Annotated in this window: 24 protein-coding genes; 7 read left to right on the top strand and 17 right to left on the bottom strand. The window is 40.3% G+C overall.

From position 1 onward, the window contains the following. Positions 1-120: 120 nt before the first annotated feature. Together AMD27_RS01730 and AMD27_RS01725 are read left to right on the top strand one after the other, a co-directional pair. Entirely contained in the window at positions 121-1,002 is an 882-nt protein-coding gene (locus AMD27_RS01730) for an EamA family transporter (RefSeq protein ID WP_067662667.1), read from the top strand. A gap of 90 nt (positions 1,003-1,092) precedes the next feature. After that, complete coding sequence (locus AMD27_RS01725) at positions 1,093-1,965, top strand: EamA family transporter (protein ID WP_067655510.1); 873 nt, start codon at positions 1,093-1,095, stop codon at positions 1,963-1,965. Positions 1,966-2,030: 65 nt separating this feature from the next. Here AMD27_RS01725 and AMD27_RS01720 read toward each other — a convergent pair whose 3' ends face one another. From AMD27_RS01720 to truB, 3 genes are all read right to left on the bottom strand, one after another. Then, positions 2,031-2,489, bottom strand: a complete 459-nt coding sequence (locus tag AMD27_RS01720) for a hemerythrin domain-containing protein (protein ID WP_067655507.1) — start codon at positions 2,487-2,489, stop codon at positions 2,031-2,033. A gap of 178 nt (positions 2,490-2,667) precedes the next feature. Beyond that, the gene (locus tag AMD27_RS01715) at positions 2,668-3,435 is read right to left on the bottom strand and encodes a sulfite exporter TauE/SafE family protein (RefSeq protein ID WP_067655504.1); all 768 of its coding nucleotides are present in this window, start codon (positions 3,433-3,435) and stop codon (positions 2,668-2,670) included. 39 nt (positions 3,436-3,474) lie between these two features. Next, positions 3,475-4,380 (bottom strand): tRNA pseudouridine(55) synthase TruB, encoded by a 906-nt coding sequence (truB, locus tag AMD27_RS01710; protein ID WP_067655501.1) that lies wholly within the window; start codon positions 4,378-4,380, stop codon positions 3,475-3,477. Positions 4,381-4,522: 142 nt separating this feature from the next. On the opposite strand from truB, the gene AMD27_RS01705 reads away from it, so the two are divergent. The 5 genes from AMD27_RS01705 to AMD27_RS01685 all read left to right on the top strand — a co-directional run bounded on the left by AMD27_RS01705 (position 4,523) and on the right by AMD27_RS01685 (position 10,651). After that, on the top strand, positions 4,523-5,563 hold the full coding sequence (locus AMD27_RS01705; RefSeq protein WP_067655498.1) for a lipase secretion chaperone: 1,041 nt from the start codon (positions 4,523-4,525) through the stop codon (positions 5,561-5,563). 48 nt (positions 5,564-5,611) lie between these two features. After that, positions 5,612-6,598 carry an esterase/lipase family protein gene (locus AMD27_RS01700; protein WP_067655495.1) on the top strand — a complete coding sequence of 329 codons (987 nt, stop codon included), beginning with the start codon at positions 5,612-5,614 and terminating at the stop codon, positions 6,596-6,598. 323 nt (positions 6,599-6,921) lie between these two features. Beyond that, entirely contained in the window at positions 6,922-7,902 is a 981-nt protein-coding gene (locus AMD27_RS01695; protein ID WP_067655492.1) for a lipase family alpha/beta hydrolase, read from the top strand. 564 nt (positions 7,903-8,466) lie between these two features. Then, a complete protein-coding gene (locus AMD27_RS01690; protein ID WP_067655488.1) occupies positions 8,467-9,441 on the top strand; it encodes a lipase family alpha/beta hydrolase in 975 nt (324 codons plus the stop codon). A 244-nt stretch (positions 9,442-9,685) separates the two neighbouring features. After that, positions 9,686-10,651 carry a lipase family alpha/beta hydrolase gene (locus tag AMD27_RS01685; RefSeq protein ID WP_067655485.1) on the top strand — a complete coding sequence of 322 codons (966 nt, stop codon included), beginning with the start codon at positions 9,686-9,688 and terminating at the stop codon, positions 10,649-10,651. Between the two features lie 109 nt (positions 10,652-10,760). Here AMD27_RS01685 and rplS read toward each other — a convergent pair whose 3' ends face one another. From rplS to AMD27_RS01615, 14 genes are all read right to left on the bottom strand, one after another. After that, positions 10,761-11,138: a 50S ribosomal protein L19 gene (gene rplS, locus AMD27_RS01680; protein ID WP_067655482.1), complete on the bottom strand. Its 378-nt coding sequence runs from the start codon at positions 11,136-11,138 to the stop codon at positions 10,761-10,763. A gap of 141 nt (positions 11,139-11,279) precedes the next feature. After that, positions 11,280-12,020 (bottom strand): tRNA (guanosine(37)-N1)-methyltransferase TrmD, encoded by a 741-nt coding sequence (gene trmD, locus AMD27_RS01675; protein ID WP_067655480.1) that lies wholly within the window; start codon positions 12,018-12,020, stop codon positions 11,280-11,282. Between the two features lie 43 nt (positions 12,021-12,063). Beyond that, positions 12,064-12,612, bottom strand: coding sequence for a ribosome maturation factor RimM (gene rimM / locus AMD27_RS01670; RefSeq protein ID WP_067655477.1), 549 nt, complete (start codon positions 12,610-12,612; stop codon positions 12,064-12,066). A 28-nt stretch (positions 12,613-12,640) separates the two neighbouring features. Beyond that, positions 12,641-12,898, bottom strand: a complete 258-nt coding sequence (gene rpsP, locus AMD27_RS01665; RefSeq protein WP_067655474.1) for a 30S ribosomal protein S16 — start codon at positions 12,896-12,898, stop codon at positions 12,641-12,643. Between the two features lie 144 nt (positions 12,899-13,042). Beyond that, entirely contained in the window at positions 13,043-13,510 is a 468-nt protein-coding gene (locus AMD27_RS01660) for a type IV pilin protein (RefSeq protein ID WP_067655471.1), read from the bottom strand. Continuing rightward, on the bottom strand, positions 13,504-14,049 hold the full coding sequence (locus AMD27_RS01655; protein ID WP_081405900.1) for a type IV pilin protein: 546 nt from the start codon (positions 14,047-14,049) through the stop codon (positions 13,504-13,506). The genes AMD27_RS01660 and AMD27_RS01655 overlap by 7 nt, the downstream gene beginning before the upstream one ends. Continuing rightward, entirely contained in the window at positions 14,030-18,496 is a 4,467-nt protein-coding gene (locus AMD27_RS01650) for a PilC/PilY family type IV pilus protein (RefSeq protein ID WP_067655464.1), read from the bottom strand. The genes AMD27_RS01655 and AMD27_RS01650 overlap by 20 nt, the downstream gene beginning before the upstream one ends. Positions 18,497-18,509: 13 nt before the next feature. Further along, a complete protein-coding gene (locus AMD27_RS01645) occupies positions 18,510-19,256 on the bottom strand; it encodes a PilX N-terminal domain-containing pilus assembly protein (protein WP_067655461.1) in 747 nt (248 codons plus the stop codon). Next, a complete protein-coding gene (locus AMD27_RS01640) occupies positions 19,253-20,206 on the bottom strand; it encodes a PilW family protein (protein ID WP_067655458.1) in 954 nt (317 codons plus the stop codon). The genes AMD27_RS01645 and AMD27_RS01640 overlap by 4 nt, the downstream gene beginning before the upstream one ends. 2 nt (positions 20,207-20,208) lie before the next feature. Beyond that, the gene (gene pilV, locus AMD27_RS01635; protein ID WP_067655455.1) at positions 20,209-20,703 is read right to left on the bottom strand and encodes a type IV pilus modification protein PilV; all 495 of its coding nucleotides are present in this window, start codon (positions 20,701-20,703) and stop codon (positions 20,209-20,211) included. After that, on the bottom strand, positions 20,700-21,248 hold the full coding sequence (locus tag AMD27_RS01630) for a prepilin-type N-terminal cleavage/methylation domain-containing protein (RefSeq protein ID WP_322843236.1): 549 nt from the start codon (positions 21,246-21,248) through the stop codon (positions 20,700-20,702). The genes pilV and AMD27_RS01630 overlap by 4 nt, the downstream gene beginning before the upstream one ends. A 284-nt stretch (positions 21,249-21,532) precedes the next feature. Continuing rightward, the gene (locus AMD27_RS01625; RefSeq protein WP_067655452.1) at positions 21,533-21,991 is read right to left on the bottom strand and encodes a type IV pilin protein; all 459 of its coding nucleotides are present in this window, start codon (positions 21,989-21,991) and stop codon (positions 21,533-21,535) included. After that, positions 21,985-22,452 carry a type IV pilin protein gene (locus AMD27_RS01620; protein WP_067655449.1) on the bottom strand — a complete coding sequence of 156 codons (468 nt, stop codon included), beginning with the start codon at positions 22,450-22,452 and terminating at the stop codon, positions 21,985-21,987. The genes AMD27_RS01625 and AMD27_RS01620 overlap by 7 nt, the downstream gene beginning before the upstream one ends. 9 nt (positions 22,453-22,461) lie before the next feature. Then, the gene (locus AMD27_RS01615; protein ID WP_081405898.1) at positions 22,462-26,322 is read right to left on the bottom strand and encodes a pilus assembly protein; all 3,861 of its coding nucleotides are present in this window, start codon (positions 26,320-26,322) and stop codon (positions 22,462-22,464) included. Between the last annotated feature and the right edge of the window lie 6 nt (positions 26,323-26,328).

Genomic DNA, 26,328 nt, shown 5'->3' with positions numbered 1-26,328 from the left:
TTGAAACCACAGCTTTTCGGCTGTGGTTTTTTACTTTCAGTACAGTGCTGTACATGTTCGATGGCTCAAGCATGTACACAACTGGCTCCCATGCTTGTGCAAACTCCGTTGCCTCTCTCAATGCTTAATTTAAAAAGTATGCCGCATGTGCAGGCTCTATTTTTACTGCTGATTGCAATGATCAGCTTACAAAGTAGTGGCTCACTGGCCAAAGTCTTATTTAATCAGTTCCCCATCCTCACAGTTTCCGCGATGCGATTGTTACTGAGCGCGGTGATTTTGGCGCTGATTTTTAAAATTTGGCAGATTGCCTATCAGCAGATTAAATGGAAAGCCATTCTCAGCTACGGTCTTGCCTTGGCTGGGATGAATCTGCTTTTTTATCTCGCCATCAGCAGATTGCCTTTGGGCATTGCGGTGTCATTTGAGTTTATTGGACCCTTAAGTGTTGCGCTGTATTATGCACGGCAAAAGTTTGACTTTGTCTGGGTTGGACTTGCCATACTAGGACTGATTTTACTGTTTCCTTTTGACCAAGCCGCACAACGTTTAGATCCACTCGCAATTGTCTTTGCTTTGGCTGCAGGTGCGTGCTGGGCGCTATACATTGTCGCAGGGCAGAAACCCTCAGGTGTTTCAGGTAATCATACTGTTTGCTTAGGCATGTTCGTTGGTACGGCGGTACTTCTACCTTTGGCGCTGTTCAGCGGTTTTCCATTACATGTGTTTGAACCTTCAAATTTTGTCTATTTTATGGCACTTGCGGTACTTGCCAGTGCGCTGCCCTTTAGCCTGGAAATGATTGCTCTTCGAAATTTAACTGCTTTGAGTTTTGGGACATTGATGAGTGTTGAACCTGCAGTGGCTGCACTTTCAGGTTTTATCTTTTTGGGTGAGCAGTTACTGTGGAATCAATGGCTTGCCTTAATGACCATCATTAGCGCATCTGTGGGTTGTACCTATACTACCCAGCAAGCCAAGCAAAGAATAGCATCTAAATAAGTTAAAACCCGGTCGAAGCACTGCAATTACGCCGCTTCATAGGCTAAATCAATGTTAAAATTTAAACAATAATTCCAATACTCTTTCACCATGCCAAATACTCAATTGACTGCTGTCTTATTCATGGTTTTGTCCATGGTGGCTTATCAAATCAGTGCATCTTTTGCCAAGCAACTGTTTGAGGTTTTAGATCCACTCACCGTGGTGACCCTTCGCTTAGTCTTTGCCTCTATTCTTGTCATTTTAATGTTTCGATCATGGACAATCCTTAAAAAACTCCCTCAGCTAAAATGGAAATACTTACTGCTTTATAGCGGCTCAGTCTGCCTCATGAATGTATTGTTTTACGCTTCACTTGGACGACTCCCTCAAGGTATTGCTGTCGGTTTAGAGTTCATTGGTCCTTTAATGTTGGCATTTTTTTCAATTCAACATCGAGGTGATTACCTCTGGGTGATTCTGGCAATCTTGGGTGTGGGACTCATGATCCCTTGGCAAGATGCCAATGCAAGTAACTTCTCATATCTTGGCGCTGCAATGGCTCTAGGGGCGGGATTATTTTGGGCAGCTTATATTTACTATGCTCAAATTGTGGCACGTCAAAATATAGGTATGCATGCCTTAAGTATCGCAATTGTGCTCTCTGCACTGGTGTTACTCCCCATTAGTGCAGTGCATAATTCAACAGCGCTGATGCAATTTGAATATTGGCCACAGGCGTTAATGATCGCATTACTCGCGACTGCGATTCCCTATGCGCTCGATCTAAAAGCACTTCAGACCTTGAGTAAATTAAGTTATGGAACCTTATCGAGTTTATCTCCGGCATTGGCTGCTTTAGCAGGTTGGTTACTGCTGAAAGAACACATTAACCTGCTACAAACCGTTGCATTGTTTTGCATTATGTTTGCATCTGTTGGCGTGACGTATAGCGCAAGCAAGCGCATGAAGAATTTGCAATGATCATTTTTTTTAGATCAATCTAAAATGAAAAAAGATGGCAGATGCCATCTTTTTTAAATACTGATTTAGACCAAGCTGTCTTTTTCAATCTTCTTATATTTGCTGTATTCTTTTTGGTATTTTTTCGCCAAAGATTCTTTCTCTTTATCTTCCAAGATTTTTCCGGCTTGTTGGAAAAAGCCATGTTCTTCTTCCTGCAAATGGTGATGCACAGTTTCCGACAATTTTTTCGCAATAGCTAACCACCCCGGATTGCTAAACTCAGTTTCGGTGAGTTGTTCAAGCAACTCATCCATTTCATGATGTTCAGCCAATGCATGACGGCTAATATTCAGACCTGAATCTGTCATCATCAACGGGATATAAAAATAACGATCTTCTGCTACAGCATGTGCGAACAGCTCATTTTTTAATAAATCAAATAACTCACGACGTTCAGGTGTGTCCCCTGAGGTTTGTACCAATTTTTCAGCCAAATCACGTTGAATCTCATGACTTTCTCTTAATGCTTCAAAAATATTCATTGGTCTTCCTTATTTTGGACTGCTTTATGATCATTATTTTAAGAATGGATAAAAGAACACATCATTTAAAATGCCGCAATGATGCGCTGTGTAAGGCTCAATCTTAAGAAATCTAAAGCCAATAACACAGGCTAATCTTGCATCAATTTGTATGAATAAGTTTAATGTTGAGAATGAGTTACATTAAAAACATCTGATAAGCCAAACGACAAATCAGTACGCTGACCAGAATCAGAAACAGAATTCGAATAAAACCGCTGCCGTATTTGAGCGCCATTTTCACGCCCACCAATGAACCCAAGACATTGGCCACCGCCATCATGAGTCCCAAACTAAACAACACATGACCTGTTGGTACAAAAAAGCTCAGCGCTGCAAAATTGGTCATGAAGTTGCCTATTTTAGACAATGCCGACGCATGTAAAAAATCAACTTTCAAATAGCGAATAAAAAAGAAAATAAAAAAGCTGCCTGTGCCCGGTCCAAATATACCGTCATAGAATCCAATGGCCAATCCTCCCACACCTGCCAAAATTAGCATTTTTCGACTGAGTTCTTGTTGAAAATGCACCTGTCCAAATTGCTTTTTCATAAAGGTATAGAGGGCAATCACAATCAGCATAAACAGGACAAAAGGTCTGAGTACTTGCTGTGGCACCATTGAAACACAAGCTGCGCCCAAAAAAGAGCTGATAAATGCGGTGACCGCAATCACCGTTAAAAGTTTCCACTCAAGCTTCACTTGACGTAAGTAGGAAAATGCAGCGGACGCTGTACCGCAGATCGAGGCAAGTTTATTGGTACCAAAAATAGTGGCCGCGGAGGTATGTGGTAGCGCACCCATTAATGCGGGAATCTGAATTAAACCCCCACCGCCCACCGCAGCATCAATCGCACCTGCAAAAAAAGCAAAGAAGATGAGGCTGATTATAATCTCGACGTCCATGTCCTGTTCTCATCTTAAAAAAAGTAGCAGTTAATTATTTTAGAGGTTCAATACCCGTTTTGGCACTAAACGTTTTTTATCGGTAATTTCGGCAAGCCCTAAACATTTCTCACCTTCAAAAACCAAAACCTGTGCTTCGGCTTCATGCTCGATATTACTTTCCATACCGCGACTGAAAAATTCTGCACGACCTTCTGGGACTTGCACTTTTGGAAAATGATCGACGGGTGCATAAGCTGGCAACAACAATGCTTCACGCTCTTGCTCGGTCAGACTTTCCAAGTGCTCAATGGTATATTCTGGAATTAAAGCAAAATGCCCCGTTTGAATCCGATGTAAATAGGTCAAATGTCCATAGGTGCCTAAAGCTTTGGCAATATCTTCACCGACCACACGAATATAGGTACCTTTAGAGCAGCTAATATCTAAAGTAATACTCTGCGCTGTAAACGAGATCAATTCAATGGCAGACAAGTGAATGGGACGTGCTTCACGTTCAATTTCAATGCCTTGACGTGCCAATTCATACAGCGGGCGACCTTGTTTTTTTAGCGCTGAGTACATCGGTGGAATTTGGGTGGTGTCCCCAATAAATTTCGCCAAAACAGCCTGAATGCTTTGCTCAGTCAAAGCTGGAAGATCTGCTTCCGATAGCACTTCGCCTTCAACATCACCTGTAGTCGTGCTATGACCCAACTGAATGGTGGTGAGGTAGCGCTTATTTGAGTCGAGTAAATAATGCGAAAACTTGGTGGCTTCACCCAAGCAAATGGGTAAAAGTCCCGATGCCAAAGGATCTAAAGCACCTGTATGCCCGCCTTTATCCGCTCTAAACAACCAACGTACTCGTTGTAAGGCTGCATTTGAGCTGATTCCCAAAGGTTTATTAAGCAAAAATACACCACTAAGGCGACGACGAGCAATTTTGGAAGATGAAGCAGACATTCGAGATCATTCGTAACGGATTAAGCCGTATCTTAACAAATACCCCAGTCTATTTTATAAATTTTAGTTTTGATTTTTGAGTAAAATATGTCAAATTATCCAATCCATAGAAAAATAATTTAAAAATTTCAAAGGATTTGAAATGCAACAAAACCGAAAACGTATGCTGATGATTTTTGCTGTGCTTATTTTTGCAGTCCTGATTGCCTTAGTTTATTGGCTCAAACCCAATTCAATTGTATCTTCAGACGCATCTAACGCTACTCATTCCCCCCTCGATCAAGTTGAGTCCAGCACTGCTATCGCTGCTCAAGCCAAAACTGGAGCTTTAGCATTCGCCAGTGCCAGTCAACAAGACATTCAAATCAATTGCCAACTGAAAATAGATGGATCAAATCGTTTAATCGTGAATGAAGCCACTAAGAACTGTTTTGAGTTTTTTATTACTCAATATGGTGAAAAAGACATTCAGCAAATCAAAACCGATTTTGTCACTTATGCCAATGCTAGTTATACCGAACCGCTGCTATCTCAGCTGACAGATTTATGGTCGCGTTATATGCAGTATCGTGAACAACTCGGCAATCTGGAAAAACCCAATATAGATGAAGAAAAAGCGGGTTATTACAAAGCCATTTTTAATAATATGAAAAATCTGCGTAAAAAATTCTTCTCTGACTATGAAATTGAAGGACTTTTTGGCATTGAAGATACCTATAACGATTACACCATTGCTCGTATGGAAGTGTTAGACAATAAAAAATTGACCGAAGCTGAAAAAGCTCAAAAACTGCAAGAGCTGTTCAAAGATCTACCTGAAGATTGGAAAGAGAATTTAAAACAACTGTCACAACTTGAAGACCTCAGAAAACTGACGGCTGAAATTAAAGCACGCGGTGGTAGTGCTGAAGAATTACATCAAATGCGGACCAATTTAGTGGGTCCTGAAGCGACTCAACGTTTAGAAATATTAGATGCAGATCGTAATCAATGGAAAGGACGTGTTGGCTCGTATTTAACTGAAAGAGACAGCATTGTAAAAAGCAATATGAGTGATTCTGCCAAGCAGAGCGCAATTCAACAGTTACGTAGTAAAAATTTTAGCAATCCACAAGAACAATTACGCATTGAAACCTTTGAAAAAATTCATGATGAAGGAAGAAAACTGCCGTTGAGCGATTAAAACGCAGTCATAGGAAAAATTTAAAAATAAATTGCTCAAGGAATGCATATGAAAAAAAACTTGAATAAAACCAAAATAGCGATGTTGGGGATCATCACTGCGCTATCTTTCGGTTCAGTTGTAGAAACTCAAGCAGCTGCGGGAATTTTACAGATAAAAGAAACTGCAAAATCTGATTATGCCAAAACCAAATACCCAATTGTGATGACTCATGGTTGGCTAGGTTGGTCTCGAATCGGCAATGACAGTTTTAATATCGATTATTGGTACCAGATCCTACCCGATATGGCACGTAATGGATCAACTGTATTTGCTGCACAAATCTCACCAGCACACACCACAGAATTCCGTGGTGAGCAATTGATTGCTCAGGTGGAAGAAGTGATTGCACTGACAGGCAAAAACAAAGTCAACTTAATCGGCCATAGCCATGGCGGACCTACGGTTCGTTATGTTGCAGCAGTCAAACCAGAATATGTCGCTTCAGCAACTGGCGTAGGCGGTACATTCCGCGGTTCACAAGTAGCAGATAAAATTCAAAGCAATACTGCAACGCGTGCAATCTTCAATATTTTAGGCGATTACATCGTACCGCCATTGATTACATGGGCAGAAGGTCGCCCAGATATGCCACTGAGTTTTGATGCGTCTATGGCATCGCTTTCTGAAGCAGGTTCTACAAAATTCAATGCACGCTATCCAACGACTGCTTTGGCATCGGATTGCAATAAAACTGGTGCGAAAGTTGAAAATGGTATCTATTACTACTCTTGGGGCGGTGTCGCACAAACCACAAACTTACTCGATATTGACACCATTTTGATGCAACTTGGTCCATTAGCTTATGGCAACAAAGACAATGATGGTATGGTGGCGCGTTGTAGTACTCACTTGGGTCAAGTGATTCGTGATGACTACAACCTCAATCACACGGATCTTGCCAATATGATGTTCGGCTTAAAAGGTCTATTTGCACCAGACCCAGTGGCGATGTTCCGCCAACATGCAAATCGCTTAAAACTACAAGGACTATAAAGTCTCTAGCTTTCACTGTAGTTCGAATTAAAAATGCCATCCCTTAGGATGGCATTTTGCTGATATAAGCTGGGATCAAAGGAGGTCAAAGGAGGTCAAAGGAGGTCAAAGGAGGTCAAAGATAAAAATCCTTTCCACCCCTTTTATTCAATTAGAGCTTACGAAGTACTTTAAAATAACTACAGTTTTCCATTTTTAACAAATCTCTGCATAAAAAAGCGTTAACCATTGGTCGCTTAATCATGCAACAGCAAAAATATGACTATATACTCGTTTTCGCACTAAATTATGTAAAGAATCATAAAAATAGACGAGGAAAATTCATGAAAAACGGACTTTTAATCGCAACCCTAATCTCAAGTATTGGCATCACTTCTAGCTATGCAAACACTTCGACACAACCACAAAAAGCGGATGCCAAATTTGTCACTTCAAACTACGCAAAGACCAAATATCCTATTGTTTTTGCTCATGGTTTAACAGGATTCATTCGACTTGGCACTGAAAGTTTCGGCTTAGATTACTGGCATCAAATTTTGCCAGATCTAGCGCGTAATGGTGCAAATGCATGGGCAACCCGCGTTTCACCATTTAACTCCAATGATGTCCGTGGCGAGCAGCTGCTACAACAAGTTGAAGATGTACTTGCCATTACTGGGGCAGAAAAAGTGAACTTGATTGGTCATAGTCAAGGCGCACATTCTATTCGCTATGTAGGCGGCACTATTCCTACACAAGTTGCGTCTATGACTACGGTGGCTGGAGTGAATAAAGGCTCACCTATGGCAGATTTCATTTTAAAAACTGAAGGTACAAGTGTAGATTTGGCGTTGGCATCAGTCGTGAATTTTGTATCAGGTGCGATTGTATGGGCACAGGGTTTAAATCCAGACGCATTCCCTCACGACTCTTTGGCTTCAGCGAGAAGTTTATCGACTTCAGGTGCGATTGCATTTAATCAGCGCTTCCCTGCGGGTATTCCAAAAACTGCCTGTGGTGAAGGTGCCTATAACGAAAATGGTATGCGACTGTACTCATTCACAGGTAATTCACCGTTTAATAGCACGATGGATCCATCTGACTATATCATGCAAATCGCTTCAGTCATTGTGGGTCAAGAAGGAGCTAACGATGGTCTAGTTCCTGTATGCAGTGCTCGATTTGGTCAAAATATTCGAGATAACTATCGCTGGAATCACCTCGATGAAGTGAACCAGATCTTAGGTGTACGGGGTTTATTCTCTCAAGATCCAGTTCAAGTTTACCGTGAGCATGCCAATCGCTTGAAACTTCAAGGATTATAGGATTTTTCTTTGGTCTAAGATCTGTGTTTAAAGTGCCATATTCGTTTAAGTGCAATTGGAAAAAGAGTAATTTTGTAAACTGAAATTGCTCTTTTTTCTATTAAAGTGGTTTTAATTTTTATTCGAGACTTAAATCTCAAATAACACCCACTTACTTAATCCAGATATGCGACTAACCTCATTCGGCCCTACTACTGAGTGGATACTCCATGTCGGACCGGTTAGACCATGGAGCAACAAGCTCAACAAAGCGACCCGAGATAACTATCAAGACAATCATTTTGATGAGGTGGATATTTAGCGTCAGCACATAAATCGCCTGTAGCTATAAAGACTGTAACCCGCTATAAAAACGTGTTAGATAGAATAAAAAGTTCTATAGATCCCTTCAGAGATGACTATACCTTTTAAACATCATTGGATTTTTCAATTTACATACAAAACCCTCAGTTACATTTAATTTGGTATACCTCATCACATTTTATACATATTTTATAAAATTTCTTTATAATCAAATCAAGGTGAGAGGATTCATCTAAAAAAAATAAAATCAAGGAGTTTCATATGAAGTATAAAGTTGTATTTACTGGCCTTTTATCACTCTCAGCATTATGTAGCGGAACTCAAGCATCTCAATCCATTAAAGATCTTGCTGTACAAAATACAGCACCAGATGCCTATGCTCAATATGCTAAAACTCAATATCCTATTGTGTTAGCACATGGTTTATTTGGTTTCGGTAGCATCGTTGGCGTTGATTATTTCTACCAAATTGCGCCCGACCTTGCTCGTAACGGTGCAAATATCTGGGAAACGCGTGTTTCCACCATGAATTCAAGTGAAATTCGGGGTGAGCAGATGCTGAGCCAAGTTGAAGAAATACTCGCTATTACTGGTAAGGGTAAAGTAAATTTGATCGGTCATAGCCATGGTGGACAATCTGTCCGTTATGTCGCTGGAGTAATTCCCAATAAAGTATCTTCTGTAACCACCATCGGTTCCGGTAATAAAGGTGCAAAAGTAGCGGATACATTGGAAGGTGTTCTTGTTGGTGGAATTTTAGAACTACCCGCTCGTGCGCTCTTTGACATATTAGTATCACCTGTAATTACTTTTGCCTCGGGATTAGACCCAAATGTATTTCCTTATGACGCTAAGGCTGCATTACAAGCTCTAGGGACTGAAAAATCACTCGAATTTAATCAAAAATTTCCCAATGGTGTACCTACAAGCAGTTGCGGAGAAGGTGCATATCAAGTGAATGGAACTTATTATTATTCATTCATGGGGAATTCTGCTTTCAATACAGCACTAGACCCTAGTGACTATGGCATGATGAGTTCATCTGTTTTTGCAGGTGAGGGTGATGGTGTCGCAGGTCGTTGTTCTTCTCGCTTTGGTAAAGTGATTCGTGATAATCATCAATGGAATCACTTAGATGAAGTGAATCAATTACTTGGTCTAAGAGGCGTATTTTCAGCTAGTCCAGTTCAAGTTTATCGTGAACATGCAAATCGTCTAAAACTTCAGGGTTTATAAATCCAATAGAGACTATTCATAGTGGATAGTCTCTATTTTTTTGCAATCATTCCCGCAATGAATTCCACAATAGCCCTTCTCGCGAATATCGAAACAATTCGACTAAGTGCTGGTGTTTTTGATTTTTTTTAGCCTCTATTCGTCAGTTTACTCTTGTTTTCATTTTCATCTAATGCTTAATTAAATTGACAAAAAAAATTGTCAGACCAAGAACTAAAAATAGAAAATCTTAAGGATGTTATATATGAAATATGGACGATTGTTTACAAGCCTGTTCGCAGCAAGTCTACTGAGCTCAGTACACGCATCGAATGTCTCTCAAATTACAGCAACAGCTAGCAATAACTATGCCCAAACCAAATACCCGATTGTGTTTAACCACGGGATGTCTGGTTTTGTTCGCATTGGTACAGATGATTTAGGGCTCGACTATTGGTATCAAATTTTACCTGATTTAGCACGTAACGGTGGTAATGTTTGGGCTACACGTGTTTCACCTTTTAACTCAACTGAAGTTCGTGGTGAACAATTGGTCCAGCAAGTTGAAGAAATTATTGCTTTAACTGGTGCTACAAAAGTCAATTTGATTGGTCACTCACATGGTGGCCCAACAAGCCGCTATGCAGCAGGTGTGATTCCAAATAAAATTGCGTCTGTAACCTCTGTGGCCGGCCCGAATAAAGGCTCAGGTGTGGCTGATCTCATTTTAAAAGCCGAAGACACGGTTATTGAAGCACCACTTGTAGGCGCAGTGAATGTGTTATCTAAATTTATTACATTGGCTCAAGGGCTTGATCCCAAAAGTTTTCCTCATGATTCACTGGCCAGCGGCAGAAGTTTAACCTTGGCAGGCATGGATCAATTTAATGCAAAATTCCCTCAAGGTTTACCTAAAAGTGCATGTAGCGAAGGTGATTATCAACAAAATGGTATGCACTTTTATTCATTTACGGGTGTAGGGACAGTAACCAATTTACTCGACCCAGATTCAGCATTAAAACTCACTAGTCTGATGATTAATGACGGTAAAGATAACGATGGTTTAGTACCACGCTGTAGTGCAAAATTTGGTAAAACCATTCGAGATGACTACAACTGGAATCATCTGGATGAAGTCAATCAAGTACTGGGCTTACGTAATATCTTTGCACCTGATCCAGTCTCTGTATATCGTCAACATGCCAATCGTTTAAAACTTGAAGGTTTATGATTTAGTAACTTATGAATTTTGAAATGGTGGATGACTAAAATGTCAGAATAAAAAATGCGCCGATTGGCGCATTTTTTAACTCACGATAAAACTTAACTTTAGCCTAAACTTAAGAAGCTTTAACTTTACGAGCTGGTAACTTTTCACGGATACGTGCAGCTTTACCAGACAATTCGCGTAGGTAGTAAAGTTTAGCGCGACGAACGTCACCACGACGTTTCACTTCAACTTTAGCTACGATTGGAGAATGTGTTTGGAAAACACGTTCAACACCAATACCGCTAGAGATTTTACGAACTGTAAACGCAGAGTTGATACCACGGTTTTTAATCGCAATCACAACACCTTCAAAAGCCTGAAGACGTTCACGATCGCCCTCTTTTACTTTTACAGAAACAATAACAGTATCACCTGGTGCAAATGCAGGAAGATCAGTTCTTAATTGCGCGTTTTCAATAATTTGTACTAAAGGATGCTTACCGCTCATGGGGTATCTCCGGTATTGCGGCTCAGAAGAGGTCTGATCTCCGCGGGGTATAGAGGCTAAAGCGCATGTTACCCATTTAACTTTCTCTTTATGCTTGACCACTTCAATGCATAAAAAGCTGATTTAAAGAACATTTAAAAATTAAATATTCGAATCTTTGAGCCATTTTTTCTGCTGCTTGGTCAGTTCGACTTGTTCCACCAACTCTGGGCGGCGCTCAAGTGTACGCTGATAGCGTTGCAAAAACCGCCATTTTTCAATATTTGCATGATGCCCAGATTTTAACACCTCAGGCACATCCAAACCTTCAAAATGATCTGGCTTGGTATATTGCGGGCAATCTAAAAGACCATCCACAAATGAGTCTTGAACGTGTGATTGCTCATCAGACATGACATTCGGAAGCCTCCGAATAATACTGTCCAATAAAACCATCGCAGGAAGCTCGCCACCCGATAAAACATAATCTCCAATTGACCATTCCTGATCAATATAAGTCTGGATTAAACGTTCATCGACACCTTCATAACGTCCACACAGTACAATCAATCCATCATATTCAACGAATTGTTTAACCGCAGTTTCATTTAAGGTTTTTCCTTGCGGTGACATATACACCACAGGAACCTGAACACATCCTGCTTGCGCTGCAAGCTCTTTGGCATGGTTGATTGCTTGAGACAAAGGCTCAGCCATCATCACCATACCCGGACCACCACCAAATGGACGTTCATCCACTCTTTTATAGTTGCCCGTTGCAAAATCTCGTGGATTAATACAAGTCACTTGTATCAAATCACGTTTTGCTGCACGCCCGCTAATACCGTAGGCTGTAATCGCTTCAAACATTTCAGGAAAAAGCGTAATCACTGCAAAAAACATCGCAGATTCCTCTATTTTCAGAAATGCGTTCATCCTTAAAGGATTAGTAATCTACGCCCCAATTAACGTAAATACGACCAGCTTCAAGATCAACACGTTGTACCACATCTTTATGCCATGGAATCATACGCTCTTCAGCATCAACGCTGTCTGGTGTTGCGTGAACCACCATCACATCGTTTGCACCTGTCTCAAACATTTCATGGATTTTACCGAGGTTTACTTCTTGTTCAGCATCATCTAGACCCAATACAACTAAGCCTTTCAAATCTGTCCAGTAAAACTCATCCATGCCTGCTTTCGGAATTTGCGATTTTGAAATCCAAACATTCATGCCAACCAAGCTATCTGCGCCAGTGCGATCACTCACACCTTTAAGCGAAACAACCAAGCCTTTACCATGCGGTTTCCAACGTTTTACATCTACACTTTGCCAACCTTCTTTGGTCTCAATGTACCAAGGAAGATAATCAAAGATGTTGCTCATAGGTTCTGTATTGGAATAGATCCAGAGCCACCCATTTAATCCATATGCTGAACGTAACTGTCCAATCTGAATACGATCTTCGGGAACATTCTGTGTTGGTGTCATGGGCAATCTACTACCTAATTCGCAAAAATTATGCAGCAGCTGCAGCTTTCTTAGCTTGAGCAGCTAAAGAAGCAACACGTTCAGACGGTTGAGCGCCTTGAGAAACCCAATGAGCAAAACGATCAGCATCTAAACGAAGTTTTTCTGCTTTACCTTGAGCTGTAGGGTTAAAGAAACCAATACGTTCGATGAAACGACCGTCACGCGCATTGCGGCTATCAGTAACAATTACTTGATAGAAAGGACGTTTTTTAGCACCACCGCGTGCAAGACGAATTACAACCATGATAGAACCTTATAGTTTTTACGGATTATCCCTGTATCGACCATCGACACATTTCAAACCCCTTTCATAGAGGGCGATATTTTACTTTATATTTGGTTTGAAAGGAAGATCAAATTAAAGTTACCCACAGTTTTGAATTTATATTTAGCGACCGTCCCAGTTGGAGGTTACTGCTAAAGCACTACTACATGCTGCTGCAGTTGATGTTCCTTTAGACCAGTAACGCTGCCCCGTATCATCTAAACAACTTATTCCGTCATTTTTCTGACTTTCGCTTGTAATAGGTATAGCATTTAATATCCAACTAGTTGCTGCTGTATTAAAGCTTAAATTAATTGTATATAACCCATTCTGAGATGAAGGTGTAGTCGAAGAAAAACCGACCTTGGTTAAATCAATCGCAGTAGTTGAATTTACTTTGTAATTAAAATTGGTCAATTTATACTGCTGCAATCTGCTTGCTATATCGATTAATTCAGCTTGTACTTCTGTACGTTTTGTTTTTCTTACGTGTTCCTGATAAGAAGGGAATGCTATGGCAGCGAGAATAGCAATTAAGGCCACCACAATCATTAATTCAATAAGCGTAAATCCTGATCGATTTCTTACCATGTGTTCTCCCCCCCAGTTCCACACCCTGTGTAAGATACATTTGCTTGAGTAGTATTTTTACACTGGACCCCTGTACTTGTCATAAGAAAGGTAAAATTTTTAGGATCCCGGCTTTCTGCTTTAATGACCCATCTTTGTCCTAAAGCAGTCGTATCAGTTAGTAGTTTTGTGTTATTTATCCCATCCCGAATTGAAATAATATATTTAACTGCTGCCCCTGTACTCTCTAACGGCAGGTTTAATTGCGCATTAGTTGTACTATAACCAATAATATTGTCGCTATTATCTTTATAGAGATAGCTAGGTTCAAATCCTAAATAACTAAAATTTTTACCTTTATGACGCTCTAACTGCTCTGCCAGCTTTTGTATTTCCTGCTGTGCCTGACCAGCTATGGCTCTTCGAGCGTAGCTCTGATAACTTGGAATTGCAATTGCGGCAAGGATTGCCACAATTACAATCACAATCATTAATTCAATTAATGTAAATCCCTGCTGAGATATTCGCTTGGTCCAATTTTTATTGCGCATACTTTTCATACCATCGGTTTGGAATAAAACGTAAAGAACCGCCAGTTTCTAAGAATTTCCCACCTGTTCCACCTGTTCCACCTGTTCCACATGCTGCACCTTTACACGGGCTACAATTAGAACCTGAACAAACATCATTTGGATCAGGTACCACTAAACTTCGTTTATCAGGATCATTATCTGAACTACCCACATTTAGAGTTACAATTCCTGAACCCAGGTTATAAGTATAATTAGCGTCCTGCTTACATACCCCCGTAGGCAAACATAAACGTTGTGTGAAACTATGTCCTTTGACTCCAGCACCACAACTGGAAGTTGTACCATTATTAGAGGCATCATACTGTGTAACATATAAACTCCCTTCTAATGCTATGGGAGGAATCAGACCTTTAATAATGTTTGCAGCAGCTTCACTATTATCGAACTTCTTGTTAAATACATAATACCAGCCACCCCAGCCACTATTTTTATCGACTGTAGTCGTAGTGGTAACGCCATTGATGTAGCGTAGCTGAGTGGATACTGGAGTTGTCGCTGAACTGGCAGCCAGAGTCCGTGCTTGCATATTTGAAGTTGGATAACGCCCTTCAGCTGTACTCGGATAAATATCGTAGTCATAAATAGCGTAGGCTGCATCATATTGTAGACCTAAAGGATCTTTCTTTTGTGAAGAATCTGTCGTACCTACTAGTGGAGAACTCTGGTTTCCGGAAACAAAAGTAACTACCACAATATTGCCACCATGAATTGTGCTACTGCCTGCACTGTAATGAGCTGTAAATGCTGGCATTGTATAAAAACGCGGACTTGTACCATTACTTTGATTTAAATTTAAAATCCTAGTAGCTTGAGCCGTAAAATTTGAACTAACATCATTTTTAAAATCTACTCTAAAAGCTTGGCCTGCAAGATCACCAAAATATAAGTGATCAATAATCCCATCATTATTGCGATCTACGGTACGAATCTGACTTGCAACGCTGTATTTTAGTTCTACATTTGTACTTGAATCTGCATTCCACAATAAGTCGCCCGTGTCAGCATCAAACATATACACACCTGCACCAATTTTTTTATTAGTTGAAGTCGCATTTTCCTGTTTGTAATTGTAGGTTTCATATCCAGCATAACCCGTACGGATCCCATTGACCTTCAAACCATCACCATCACTACCACCTGCATCATATCCGCCACCGACAATCATGACGAGCCTACGTTTACCTTGCCAGTTAATATAACCTAGACTCGGCTTAGACCAGCTTTGTCCCATATTTGAAATTGCGCTGTAGGCTTTACCAGCAGGAGTTTGTTGTGAATAAACCTTGCCTGTACTTGGATCAATGTGAAATTTAATTTTTGGGCTATTAATATCGGTCAGATCAAGTGCATAGTAACTACGCCCACCCATTCGCATTCCGCCATATGCCCATTGCTTACCGCTCAGATTTTCAGTATTACCATCCAAGTCAGTACGAGAAGCTCCTTTTACAGTTAAAGTTCCATCACTTTTACTAATATAGTTAGTATGTGTGGTCCATTCACCGTCCATACCATAATAAAGCGCATCTTTACCACCTGCCAGACTTCCACCTTCATTTTTAAATGTTTCTGATTGGCTTTCTATAATTTCTTTAGGAACAAAAGAAAACTTTTCGACACCAGAGTCGGCATTCACGACATGTACCAGCCCTTGGGTCGAACCAAACAGTACATAATCCTCTCGGTTTGTACTTCCAATACTAATTTTACCCGTTGTACTGTCTTTTACCGCAACAGCTTTACCTTGTTGAGTGATCAGGATAGGTCGGGAATGTAGAACACTCCCCATTTGCTTTACAGTAGGTGTAGAGGTAGAAAGGTCCAGATCAGTAGTAGAAGTGTCACTTGGAATATTAAAACCCAGCAGACTCATGAGAGCTCTTGAATACTTGCTATCGGTTTTTGTTTTTGCATCGGTTGTGTAATTATAATCAATTTTAAGCAGATTTAAATTGCGACTGACTTGTTCTGCTACAGGTTTAGTACCATCATAACTATAGTCTGTCAAAAGCGTTCTTGCGGTGGCGAGTTCGCTATTTGTATTGATACCCAAACCTATAGGCAACTGACTTAGAGCACCACCTTTTTTAAAGATCGGTATATTTTCCGGATAGTTAACTCCAGATTTGGCCCAGATATCGGCTAAATCTTGTAGTTTACTTTTCTTTACCACCAGATTTGAATCACTAATAGTTTTGCTTGCATAAACTCCATTATTGACTACATAGAATTTTTTCAGGTTACCAAACCAGATTTGCTGACGCTCTACTGGATTCACTTTAGGTTCAAACTGCGGAAAATAAGAATAAGGTTGGACAACTGCAGGATTCAAATCATCCAGCGGAATCGTCGATGAACCGGTACTCATAGAAGGTATATCTTTATTTAACTGTTTAATAAACTTATTAATACTGTTAGAAACATCTTCGGGACTTGAGCCTGCGATCCACCCCCCATCTCCAACCACGCCCCAGTCTTTAGCATCTTTGACGTCATCAGACTCTATACCACCTGCACCAAAGCTACTTCCAAAACCCACGACTGCCGTTTGAATCTTCAATCCTGTTGGATTCTGTGCTGGATCTAATAAGGCTTGGGCAAGTTTACCAACACACGCCCAACCATTTTCAGGTGTATCATAGCCTGCCCTTTTACCTAAAGGACTCGTAGAACAACTAAAATCACTACCGTTGGTACCTAGAGCTTGCTTCATCAAGGCATAAGCCGTACCACTCTTTCCGTCATCACCGATAGCCCACCCCCCTGGTTGCGGTTGCCCGTCTGTCAAAAAGTAAATGCCCTGACCACTACATTCGCGTTTAGCTGTATTGGTTTTTTGACTAGTTATTGAAACAGGGGTAGCATAATTAGAATTAGCTATAGAATCACTGACTGAGGTTGAAAAGCCAGAATAGGTGGCACCATCTGATACTGTAGCGGATTCAGGCTCACCTGCATTATAAAATACTTCACGATCATAACCACCATTATCACGTCCATAAATAAAACTAGTTGATCCTACTGGGGGTGTCCAATTGTTAGGGTTATCATGATTACACCAGCGCATTATCATAGGTGTTCCATCTGGTTTTTGAAATTTTTGATAGCTATTTATTACAGAGGTACATCTATTATTATTTCTATTGTTAGAAGCAGTACGTCTATTTCCCAAGGATTGATAATAAAGGATATTATAATCACTAATACTGGTGTTCGTACCCAATAAATAAGCAGCTGCCTCAGCATAGGCATAAGGTGTAGGTGTTCCTCCATTTGCCTGTAAATCTTTAATTGTTTCTAGTAAAAGATCACGCTGGGTTACATTTTTAGTCACTTCACGCTGTTTTTGTACTTGTCTAGTTTTAGTTTGCCATTCTGTTAACGGAACTTCTCTAGTCCCGGTTGCATCTTCATAAAACTCCTTACACGTATTATTATTACCTTGTGTACAGACATTATATGACAATGTATTTTTAAACCCTGAAGGCACTGTTTCGGTTGCACTACTCCAATTACATGTCGAGGTGGGCATATTCCAAGTACATGTTTGATAATAAGTTTTTGTACTAGGTGCAGTTGGAGTACAAAAAAATTGCCACCACTCGCATGTTTTACCTGGTGTCGTAGTAATATATTGTATCCAACGAGGTTTCGCAAAGGTATATGCTTCCATTGCAGTACCAACCGTCACAAGTTCCTGATATTCCTCATTTTCCCAAGAAGTTTCCATCACTTTATATGATCGAATTACTTCATCGAGTGGTCTAGCAGGGACACGAACAAAACCATTACTACCGGCAAAAGTTGCCAACCCCATAACAATACGATCATTAACTCGCGGCACAGTTGCTGTTCCCTCAAGTACCTGACGCAAACCATCTTTTAATCGAGTTAAGCGGTCGTAACAACGGTAGCCTGTAACTCCTTCCGCTGCATTCTTTTGAGCCTCACAACCTGCCACCCATTTTCTATCTGGATCAGTTACATTTGGATACCAATACCCTGTTACTTTTTGATTTGAAGTACTTGAAGGAACTTCACAATAATAACGAGTATAATAAGAGGTCGTGGTTGTATCTGATTTAACATTATCTCTAGAACCGTGACAAACCCCTGAGATTAAAGTGCCATTAGCACTCACTACACTATAATCCTCTTGAATACTCATGGATGTATTATTGTATCCTACTCCATACCCCATACTTCCCGACAAATCCAGCATCATCATCAGCGTAGTATTACCCACACTATCTTCAGGAACTTTATAAATCTCAATATCGCTGGCGTAACTGGTCGGTAATACACTACATAATAATGTCGTTAATGCTGCGCAAATTCCTGCCACCTTAAATTTGGAGACCATCGTTTTTTTGGGAAATGGTGTCATATCCATTTTATTTTCTATATTTTTCATTATTGAAACTCCTCTACGATGTTCCCTTCACAGGTCTAAGGGTGTATTGCATTTCTTGATCACTATAAGGAACATTTTGTTCTTTCAGGCATTCTGCTACCGTCTTGTTTGTTGCCATAGAATCATAAAAACTGGTGTAATTAGATAAACAATTCTGGATATCTGTTGCCGAACTTTCACTTAAATTTGGAATAATCGAGATCACATTCACTGCTACTTTCTGGATTTGCTGAGTTTTTGATTGCATTGGATCATCTCCCTCTAACATATGCTCCCAGTCCAATCCAGAACTATCTGCCCGAATACCAACGCGAGTCATTACCGCCGAACGACCACTAATAAAATCTGCTTTACGGGAAATCTTACAAAAACCAATCGTGCCAAGTTGAGTATTTTTAATTTGGGTACCTTCCCAATAGACCACACTGGCATTACGGCTCCCCTCTAAAGTATTGGCATCTCCCCCGCGCATACAAAACACGAGTTCTTTTGCCTTATTTTCTGGCCTTAATACATAGGCCAACATTCCATCCCCAATCCGCATATTTGCCAAAGTCAAATCATTGGAGGTCTGGTTTTCAAGGCTAAAGAATATGGCATCAGATGCTTGTTGCAGTAGAGCTTGCGCTTGAGCATTTGTTGCAATATTTAAAGAAGTTAAACTTCCTCTAATTGCCCAAGTTCCAATCAGGGTTAAAAGAACAAGCATGACCAGAACAACGATTAAGGTTGCTCCACGCTGCGTAGATAAAGCTTTCATCGCGGAAGCTCCTGAATACCAAACCCATTTCTTAGCGCAACTGTTTGAGTTACGACTTGTCTCATATATAAATTATTCTTACTATTAGCAATTAAGGGTTTATTCAGACCAAAAATCTGGTAGCTTTTATTTGGATCAACAGAGCCGTTATTCCCAACTCTATCAGGTGAGCGAACTAACATTCCCAATTGCAGAGACACAATCTGAGGCTTATTCACTAAAGCTAAATAATCAGGAATACTAATATAACCAAAACGATCAAGCACCCCATCCTGACCTGTTGCAGCAGGTGATTTGGTGGCATCAATCGTATCACTTGCTACACCCAGTAAAATATGCAAATGATCAACTCGAGGAATGATAATTTCACCATTTCCATTTAAATTATCAAGCTTAGAATCATTATCACCGGAATAAGTAGTCGCCTTACAGGCCAAAGCTAAAGCAGTATTCGGGTCATTATTTACCTTAGTGTCTGCACGTAAAAAATAACGTTCTATCACATATACATTAGGTGCAATTTCAGTACCCTCACAGTTATATCTATTATTGACAGTATTACGGTATTGAATTACCAATTGATCACTTTTCAACCCTTGCAAATTCGAGGGCCCAACATTACCAGTTGTCATCAAATTATTACCTGCATCAGCCCCTGTAATCTGAAAAGTAGAATTTGTACTCAGATTAACCTTATTTAAAACAACTCCCCCATGTAATATTGAAGGATCTATAATAGGTTTACCCGAATTTAAATTGGCAAGACGTATATTACGCAGCATATATTCCAAACCAAAACTGGCACTATTTTGTAAGTTAGCTGCACCTTGTTGTATGGCTATATTTTTTTGAGCAGTAATATAAAGCTGTATGGCTGCGGCCGTAATGAGCAGTCCTATTACCATGGAAATCATCAGTTCAACAAGTGTAAAACCAAATTGCTGCTTCATGATTAATATGCCTCCATAACTAGGCACTGTGCATTCACCTTATAAACACCATTTATCATACAAGTGGATACATCATCTTTTGTAATCGCTGTTTTTCCCCAAGAAATATAAATACAAGTACGACTGCTTCCATCACATGTTTTCATAACAATTGTCTGTCCGAGGCTTTCTGCTTTACTTAAAAGCTGGGTTGCATCATATTTTGCTATTTTCTGGCTATTACATGCAGGAACATAAGTAGACGTACTTCCTAAACAATCTGTCTCTGTCTGTTTGGTATTGATTGCAGTTACATAATCACTCAGTGCTAGACGATTAATCCGCATTCGATCAGTTAAATCCCGGGCGACTGTCATGGCCATAGTACGATCTGTTGCTTCTGTCATTGCCTGTAATGCACGTAGTTGTAGGACTGAGAACCCCATTACCCCTATAGCTAAAATAAATAGCGCAACCAGAACTTCTATCAGCCCGACACCATATTGTGATCTGATCATGAACATGCTCCTGCTTTATCTTCAATCTTTTCAATCACCCCTGTCTTAGAAATATTAATCTCTTTTGAGGTTGCCAACCGGGTGCTACATAAAGTAAAGATCAGCGGGACTACCTGATCAATTTTTTTAGGATTAGTCGTGTTGTTTTCAGGTAAAAGTGGATTAAAAGCTGGATTATTAATTTGCTTATTTCTTTTAGTAACCAGCCCTATGGGTTCAAATACTACATCTGTAGTATCACTTGTAAGACTGATATGATTATATTTGGAGGTCCAATACAATGTAGTTGCATCATTGGTACCAGCCGTAAATTTAATGGTTACTTGTTTTCGCAGTGCCGCAGACTGGGCACGGGCCTGACCAAATAAATATGCAAGATCTTTAGCAGTAGTATTCAACTGTTGTTTTTTTATAATATTCCCAAAAGAAGGAGCAGCCATCATCGCAACAATGGCCAACACCGCAATCGTCACCATGAGTTCAATCAAGGTAAAACCCTTCGTGATTCGCAAAGCCGTCTCCAAAGCAGTTACAAAAAGATACACTTTGCAACATACATTCGAGCGAATAGTAAAGCAATACTCAACACGATGAAGTGTCTTTATAGCAGATGAAATATTTTTAAAATAAAAAATTAGATTTATATAAAAATTAAATTATTGTTTTTAATTAAAAATTTAACTTAAAAATCCAGTATTGTAAAATAAATCACACTTAAATAAATTTATGCATCACAGCATACATATTTATCAGCAGCTTAAACTTTCATAAAAAGAGGCGAATATTTTTATATTCGCTCTTCCAAATTTAACTTAATTTTTACAATTCTCTATTTACCATTCCAGTTTGATATTTCTGACAAAACACAACTCGATTTACCCTTATCCCAGCAGCGTTGATCTCGATGATTTAAACGAAAGGTACCATCCATTATTTGCGCCGTATTGCTCTTTGGCGTAGCAGTCAATGTCCATGCATTGGCTGTGACGTCTGTTAAGCTCACATCATATAGCGCATCCCCCGAATTCGGTAATACAGCATTGTGCCCTAGGTCTGCCAAGGTAATCGGGACTGTCTGATTTCCCTCACGTTTTTCAAAGGAAAAATTGGCCATTTTATAGCGCTGAAGCTGTCCTGCTAATGCAATCAGCTCTGCTTGTGATTCAATCCGTTTAGTTTTACGTACATATTCCTGATACGACGGATATGCAATCGCAGCTAATATCGCAATAATGGCCACCACAATCATCAGCTCAATTAAAGTAAAGCCTTTTATCGTTTTCACCATATTTCTGCTCCACGACAATCTAAGCTTATGCTTGTTCCTAATTTCTTACAGCGATTTCCCGTGCTAGAGATCAAAAAACTATGCAGTTTTGCATCTTGAGACAGCGCTTGAATTACCCATGTTTGACCTGCAGCCCCTGTATCAGTTAGAGACTTGCTTGGGGTATCACCATCATAAACTTTGAGCTTAAATTTTATCTCTGCACCCGTTGAACCTTTCGGCAATACCACAGGATCTGGAAGGGTTGCAAAGCCCAAATAATTAAAATTACGTGCTTTATGTCGCTCAAGTTCACTGGCAATCGTTTGAATCTGTTGCATTGCAGTCGATTCCAAATTTTTACGTATATAGGCCTGATAGCTTGGGATCGCAATTGCCGCAAGAATAGCCATAATGACCACCACAATCATCAGTTCAATTAATGTAAAACCTTGAGAATTTAAATGGTTTATTTTTTTCATTCTAAGACTCTACCTAAATGCCTGATACCAGCGCTGTGGAACCAAACACATTTTAGTATTATTTTTACCCGTCACCCCACCTTTGTGAGAAAGTCCAATTTGCCCTGTATCTAGACAGTAGTTTGCATTCCCAGAGGTTGAAGAGTGAGTGGTTGAACCGTTGCTTGTACAGCTTTCCCCTTCACATTTGATAGGCACAACAGTGGTGGTTTGTAAACCGACACCAATAGAGCATCCATCACCTGTTGTACATTCCACCACAGGATTCACAGGCGCTCCATTTGTACCCGAAGTGCTTTTAAGACATTGACCAAAAGGCATGCAGAAAGTTTGCAAGAAACTTTCGCCTTTAACGCCTGCTCCACATGCGCTACCTAAGCCGGCCTTACTGCTATCAAATGTAGATACATACATTCTATAATTGGTGACAATAGGTGAGGAAATGACTTTAGAGCTCTGCATTGCTGTGCCATTTTTAAACTTGTAATACCATCCTCTTGACGCATAAGAGGTTTTAGGCGTGCTGTTGCCAATACGATCTTGTTGGGTAAGTTCAACCAAATCGGTTTTAGCTGCCGTATTCTCAAAAGTATGATCGGTGGCATATAAGCTCGGTGAAGTCACATCTTTGTCAAAAATATTGTAAATCGCATCATAATCACGATCCGCTGTGTTCGCTGCATATTCTTGTAAGGGCAAACTTCGATTACCACTGCCAATTGAGATCACTGCAAATGATTTTCCAGCAGCGTCATAGATTGAAAAAGACGGCATTTCATAAAACCGTGGACTGGTCGCGCCTGAGTTTAAATTCAGGATACGCTGTGATTTATTTAAAAACCCACCGATGGCTGTCGCATTATTGTTGATATCCATGCGAAAGACTTGCCCACCCAAATCACCAAAATACAAATGATCGGTTAGACCGTCACTGTTTCGATCCTCCAGTCTAATTTCACTGACAACACTATATTTCAGATGGTCATCTTTTGTCGCAATGACTCCAGTGGTCGCTGCCTTGTTACTGGTGCTGGCTTGACTACTTGACCACCATAACAGGTCACCATTTTCAGCGTCGAACATGTAGACCCCTCCGCCTTGGGCAAAGCTTGGATTATACGAATCACTTTCATAACCAGCATACTGGCCTTTTACCCCATTGGTGCGAGCATCTCCATCGCTTCCACCTGCATCATAGCCACCTCCTACAAACATCACGCGTTTTCGGCTTGAACCCCATTTGACCCAACCTATCGCAGGTTTAGACCAACTTTGCCCCATGTATTGAAGCTGTGCAAAGGATTTGCTGCTGCCGTTGTAATAGACTTTTTGGTCTGCAGGAGAGATATGAAATTGAAGCTTAGGATCATCCATATTGGCAAGGTCCAGCGCGTAATAACTACGACCGCCCATTCGCAAGCCACCGTAAACCATTTGCTTGCCTGTTTGATCTTGTTTACCTTTTGCAACGGTTAATCCTTCAGTGCTTGCCACAACATATTCTGTGTACGCGGTCCATGGACCATCTATCCCGTAAAACAATTGATCTGTTCCACCGCTGCTCTGATCGGGTGTCAAAAAGGCTTCTTTTTGATTTTCGACCATTTCATTGGGTACAAATGCAAATTTTTCTTCGCCTGTCTTTTCATTCACCACATGCAAGACACCTTGCGTGGTACCAAACAGCACATAGTCTTCACGATCTTTGGAACTCAAGCTTTTTGAGCTTACATCATATTCCACAGTGCCTTTATTGGTCAGTAAAATAGGTGATGAATGCATGACTGCACCTATTTGTCTCAGTTCTGGCGCAGCGGTGAGTTCCGCTGAGCTAGGGATGGTTTTATTTAAAGCATAGCCCAACAGTGAAACCAGATATCCTCTATTTGGATCTGTTTTATATTTTGAATCTGAACCGTTTAAATCACTGACCCGTACTTGGCGTAAAGTGGTTCCGCCAATAAAGCTATTGGCATCGGTTGAACTTACTACGCGATTGGTCAACACCTTGCGATTTTCGACATTGCTGCCATTTAGTTTTAAATTTAATTGTGACCACACGCCGCCTTTCAAAGAAAATTTGCGACTCCCTATGGTGGTTACTTCTGCATCTTGAACTGCTGGATCAATCGCTTTTGACCAAAGGTCGAAGTTATCGACTAGATTTCCATTTACATCTAAAATTTTATTGTTGTTTTTATCTTTTAGCTGTCCATCAGCACCAATATTGTATTTTTTGAGATTGCCAATCCATAACCGATACTTTTGATCAGGGGTGGGTTGGAACTGTGGATAATACGCTATGGGCTGAATGACCGCAGGATTTAAGGAGTCTTTGGCAACGGTCGGTGCGCCGGTAGTGACAGAAGGAATATCCGCTGAGATGGAGTCAATAAGCGCTTGAATACTCGATACAATATCTTCAGATTTATTTCCTGAATACCATCCGCCTTGGCCACGTATCCCCAATTTTGCGGCATTTTTGACACTTTCACTTACCCCACTTACAGCGTCCACTTCCACTTCAGTTTTTATAGAGGATGGAATGCCGTTGAAATCATTACCAAATCCAACCATGGCTGTTTTGATAGAGACTTTAGAAGGGTTACGATTTGGGTTGGCTAAAATTTCCACCATCTTTAAGCTACATTCCGAACCTGTTTCGGAATCACTACAACTAATTTCTGAGCTATTGTCACCTAAAGCAGATTGCATGAGTGGAAGACTGTCTCTTCCGTTATTGGGCTCACCATCGGTCAACATATAAATGGCTTGACCATTACATGATTTTTCAGTATTGGAATAATTTAATTGCTTACTGATTGAAGTCGGATTTAAATATTTAGTTTTATCGCTTACTTTTGAAGCATCGACCGAGTATGGGAAGCCAGAAATCGTGGCAATAACATCTCTTGGCCTTGGCGTGGGATCGAACCATAATTCACGAGTATCAGAATATGATAATTGAACTAAGGAAGGGACATAGTTCGATGATTTAGGATTCCACGTAATATTTGGACCATCTTGACACCAAGCAATATCAATATTTTGACCTGCCATAGGCCCATGTGTAGCTTTATAAGTACGATAGTCGTTAGCAGTATTTGTAAGTGGTACTTTGCAACTCCAAGGGTCAGCGCCCAATACAATGAATCGATTACCTAAACTCTGGTAATAATTCCTCAAAAGTGGTCTCGCGTTTGTATTCGTACCCAGTAAATAAGAAGCAACTTCAGCATAAGACCTTGCCGTCGGTGTTGCCGATACCCCTTTTAGTTTTGCTACTTCTTCCACCATCACATCTCGGTGGGTCTTGCCTGTTGAAGAATCAACAATTGTATTGAGGGCTCTTGCAGGAACCAGTACAGTTCCCCCATTCACTTTTACAGAACCTAAGGTAGATAGGCCAATCATATATTTGCCATCTAGGGCATTCACTTTTTTATCCGTATTCCCCAATAAAACATCAATCATTGCATCTTTAACGCGAGTAATTCGATCATAATATTTAAGGTTATTACTCCCTAAGCAATAGACCCGCTCCAATGTCGTTTTAAAAGCTTGATTTGCCCCATGACTAATCTGCTTTAATTCTTTTTGCGCATTAGATGTGTCTTTAACCAAAGTTGGTAAATCACAGGCATAACCGGTGAAATATGCTGTATCGACAGAGCGATCCATTGATGTAGATACATCAATCATGAACATTAAAGTCCGGTCACCTTCCTTGGCTTTTTGATAAATATCAATATCGCTCGAGTTCACCGAAGCTGATAAAAGAAGTCCACTACACAGTAGCGAAAGCTGTGTAACCCAAAGCATTTTTGGAAACCGATTTAACATTTTTTTATTTTTTAATTGAGTTATCATTTTTCC

Source organism: Acinetobacter sp. TGL-Y2 (genome assembly GCF_001612555.1).
GTDB lineage: Bacteria > Pseudomonadota > Gammaproteobacteria > Pseudomonadales > Moraxellaceae > Acinetobacter.
This window is presented reverse-complemented; position numbering and strand designations above follow the sequence as displayed.

Coding starts and splice junctions, on each gene's coding strand:
- AMD27_RS01655 (WP_081405900.1), bottom strand. CDS start 14,049: ATGAAAAGTATGCGCAATAAAAATTGGACCAAGCGAATATCTCAGCAG.
- AMD27_RS01725 (WP_067655510.1), top strand. CDS start 1,093: ATGCCAAATACTCAATTGACTGCTGTCTTATTCATGGTTTTGTCCATG.
- AMD27_RS01700 (WP_067655495.1), top strand. CDS start 5,612: ATGAAAAAAAACTTGAATAAAACCAAAATAGCGATGTTGGGGATCATC.
- AMD27_RS01715 (WP_067655504.1), bottom strand. CDS start 3,435: ATGGACGTCGAGATTATAATCAGCCTCATCTTCTTTGCTTTTTTTGCA.
- rplS (WP_067655482.1), bottom strand. CDS start 11,138: ATGAGCGGTAAGCATCCTTTAGTACAAATTATTGAAAACGCGCAATTA.
- AMD27_RS01645 (WP_067655461.1), bottom strand. CDS start 19,256: ATGAAAGCTTTATCTACGCAGCGTGGAGCAACCTTAATCGTTGTTCTG.
- pilV (WP_067655455.1), bottom strand. CDS start 20,703: ATGATCAGATCACAATATGGTGTCGGGCTGATAGAAGTTCTGGTTGCG.
- rpsP (WP_067655474.1), bottom strand. CDS start 12,898: ATGGTTGTAATTCGTCTTGCACGCGGTGGTGCTAAAAAACGTCCTTTC.
- AMD27_RS01685 (WP_067655485.1), top strand. CDS start 9,686: ATGAAATATGGACGATTGTTTACAAGCCTGTTCGCAGCAAGTCTACTG.
- trmD (WP_067655480.1), bottom strand. CDS start 12,020: ATGTTTTTTGCAGTGATTACGCTTTTTCCTGAAATGTTTGAAGCGATT.
- AMD27_RS01640 (WP_067655458.1), bottom strand. CDS start 20,206: ATGAAGCAGCAATTTGGTTTTACACTTGTTGAACTGATGATTTCCATG.
- AMD27_RS01625 (WP_067655452.1), bottom strand. CDS start 21,991: ATGGTGAAAACGATAAAAGGCTTTACTTTAATTGAGCTGATGATTGTG.
- AMD27_RS01660 (WP_067655471.1), bottom strand. CDS start 13,510: ATGGTAAGAAATCGATCAGGATTTACGCTTATTGAATTAATGATTGTG.
- rimM (WP_067655477.1), bottom strand. CDS start 12,612: ATGACACCAACACAGAATGTTCCCGAAGATCGTATTCAGATTGGACAG.
- AMD27_RS01690 (WP_067655488.1), top strand. CDS start 8,467: ATGAAGTATAAAGTTGTATTTACTGGCCTTTTATCACTCTCAGCATTA.
- AMD27_RS01720 (WP_067655507.1), bottom strand. CDS start 2,489: ATGAATATTTTTGAAGCATTAAGAGAAAGTCATGAGATTCAACGTGAT.
- AMD27_RS01650 (WP_067655464.1), bottom strand. CDS start 18,496: ATGAAAAATATAGAAAATAAAATGGATATGACACCATTTCCCAAAAAA.
- AMD27_RS01615 (WP_081405898.1), bottom strand. CDS start 26,322: ATGATAACTCAATTAAAAAATAAAAAAATGTTAAATCGGTTTCCAAAA.
- AMD27_RS01705 (WP_067655498.1), top strand. CDS start 4,523: ATGCAACAAAACCGAAAACGTATGCTGATGATTTTTGCTGTGCTTATT.
- AMD27_RS01695 (WP_067655492.1), top strand. CDS start 6,922: ATGAAAAACGGACTTTTAATCGCAACCCTAATCTCAAGTATTGGCATC.
- AMD27_RS01730 (WP_067662667.1), top strand. CDS start 121: ATGCTTAATTTAAAAAGTATGCCGCATGTGCAGGCTCTATTTTTACTG.
- truB (WP_067655501.1), bottom strand. CDS start 4,380: ATGTCTGCTTCATCTTCCAAAATTGCTCGTCGTCGCCTTAGTGGTGTA.
- AMD27_RS01620 (WP_067655449.1), bottom strand. CDS start 22,452: ATGAAAAAAATAAACCATTTAAATTCTCAAGGTTTTACATTAATTGAA.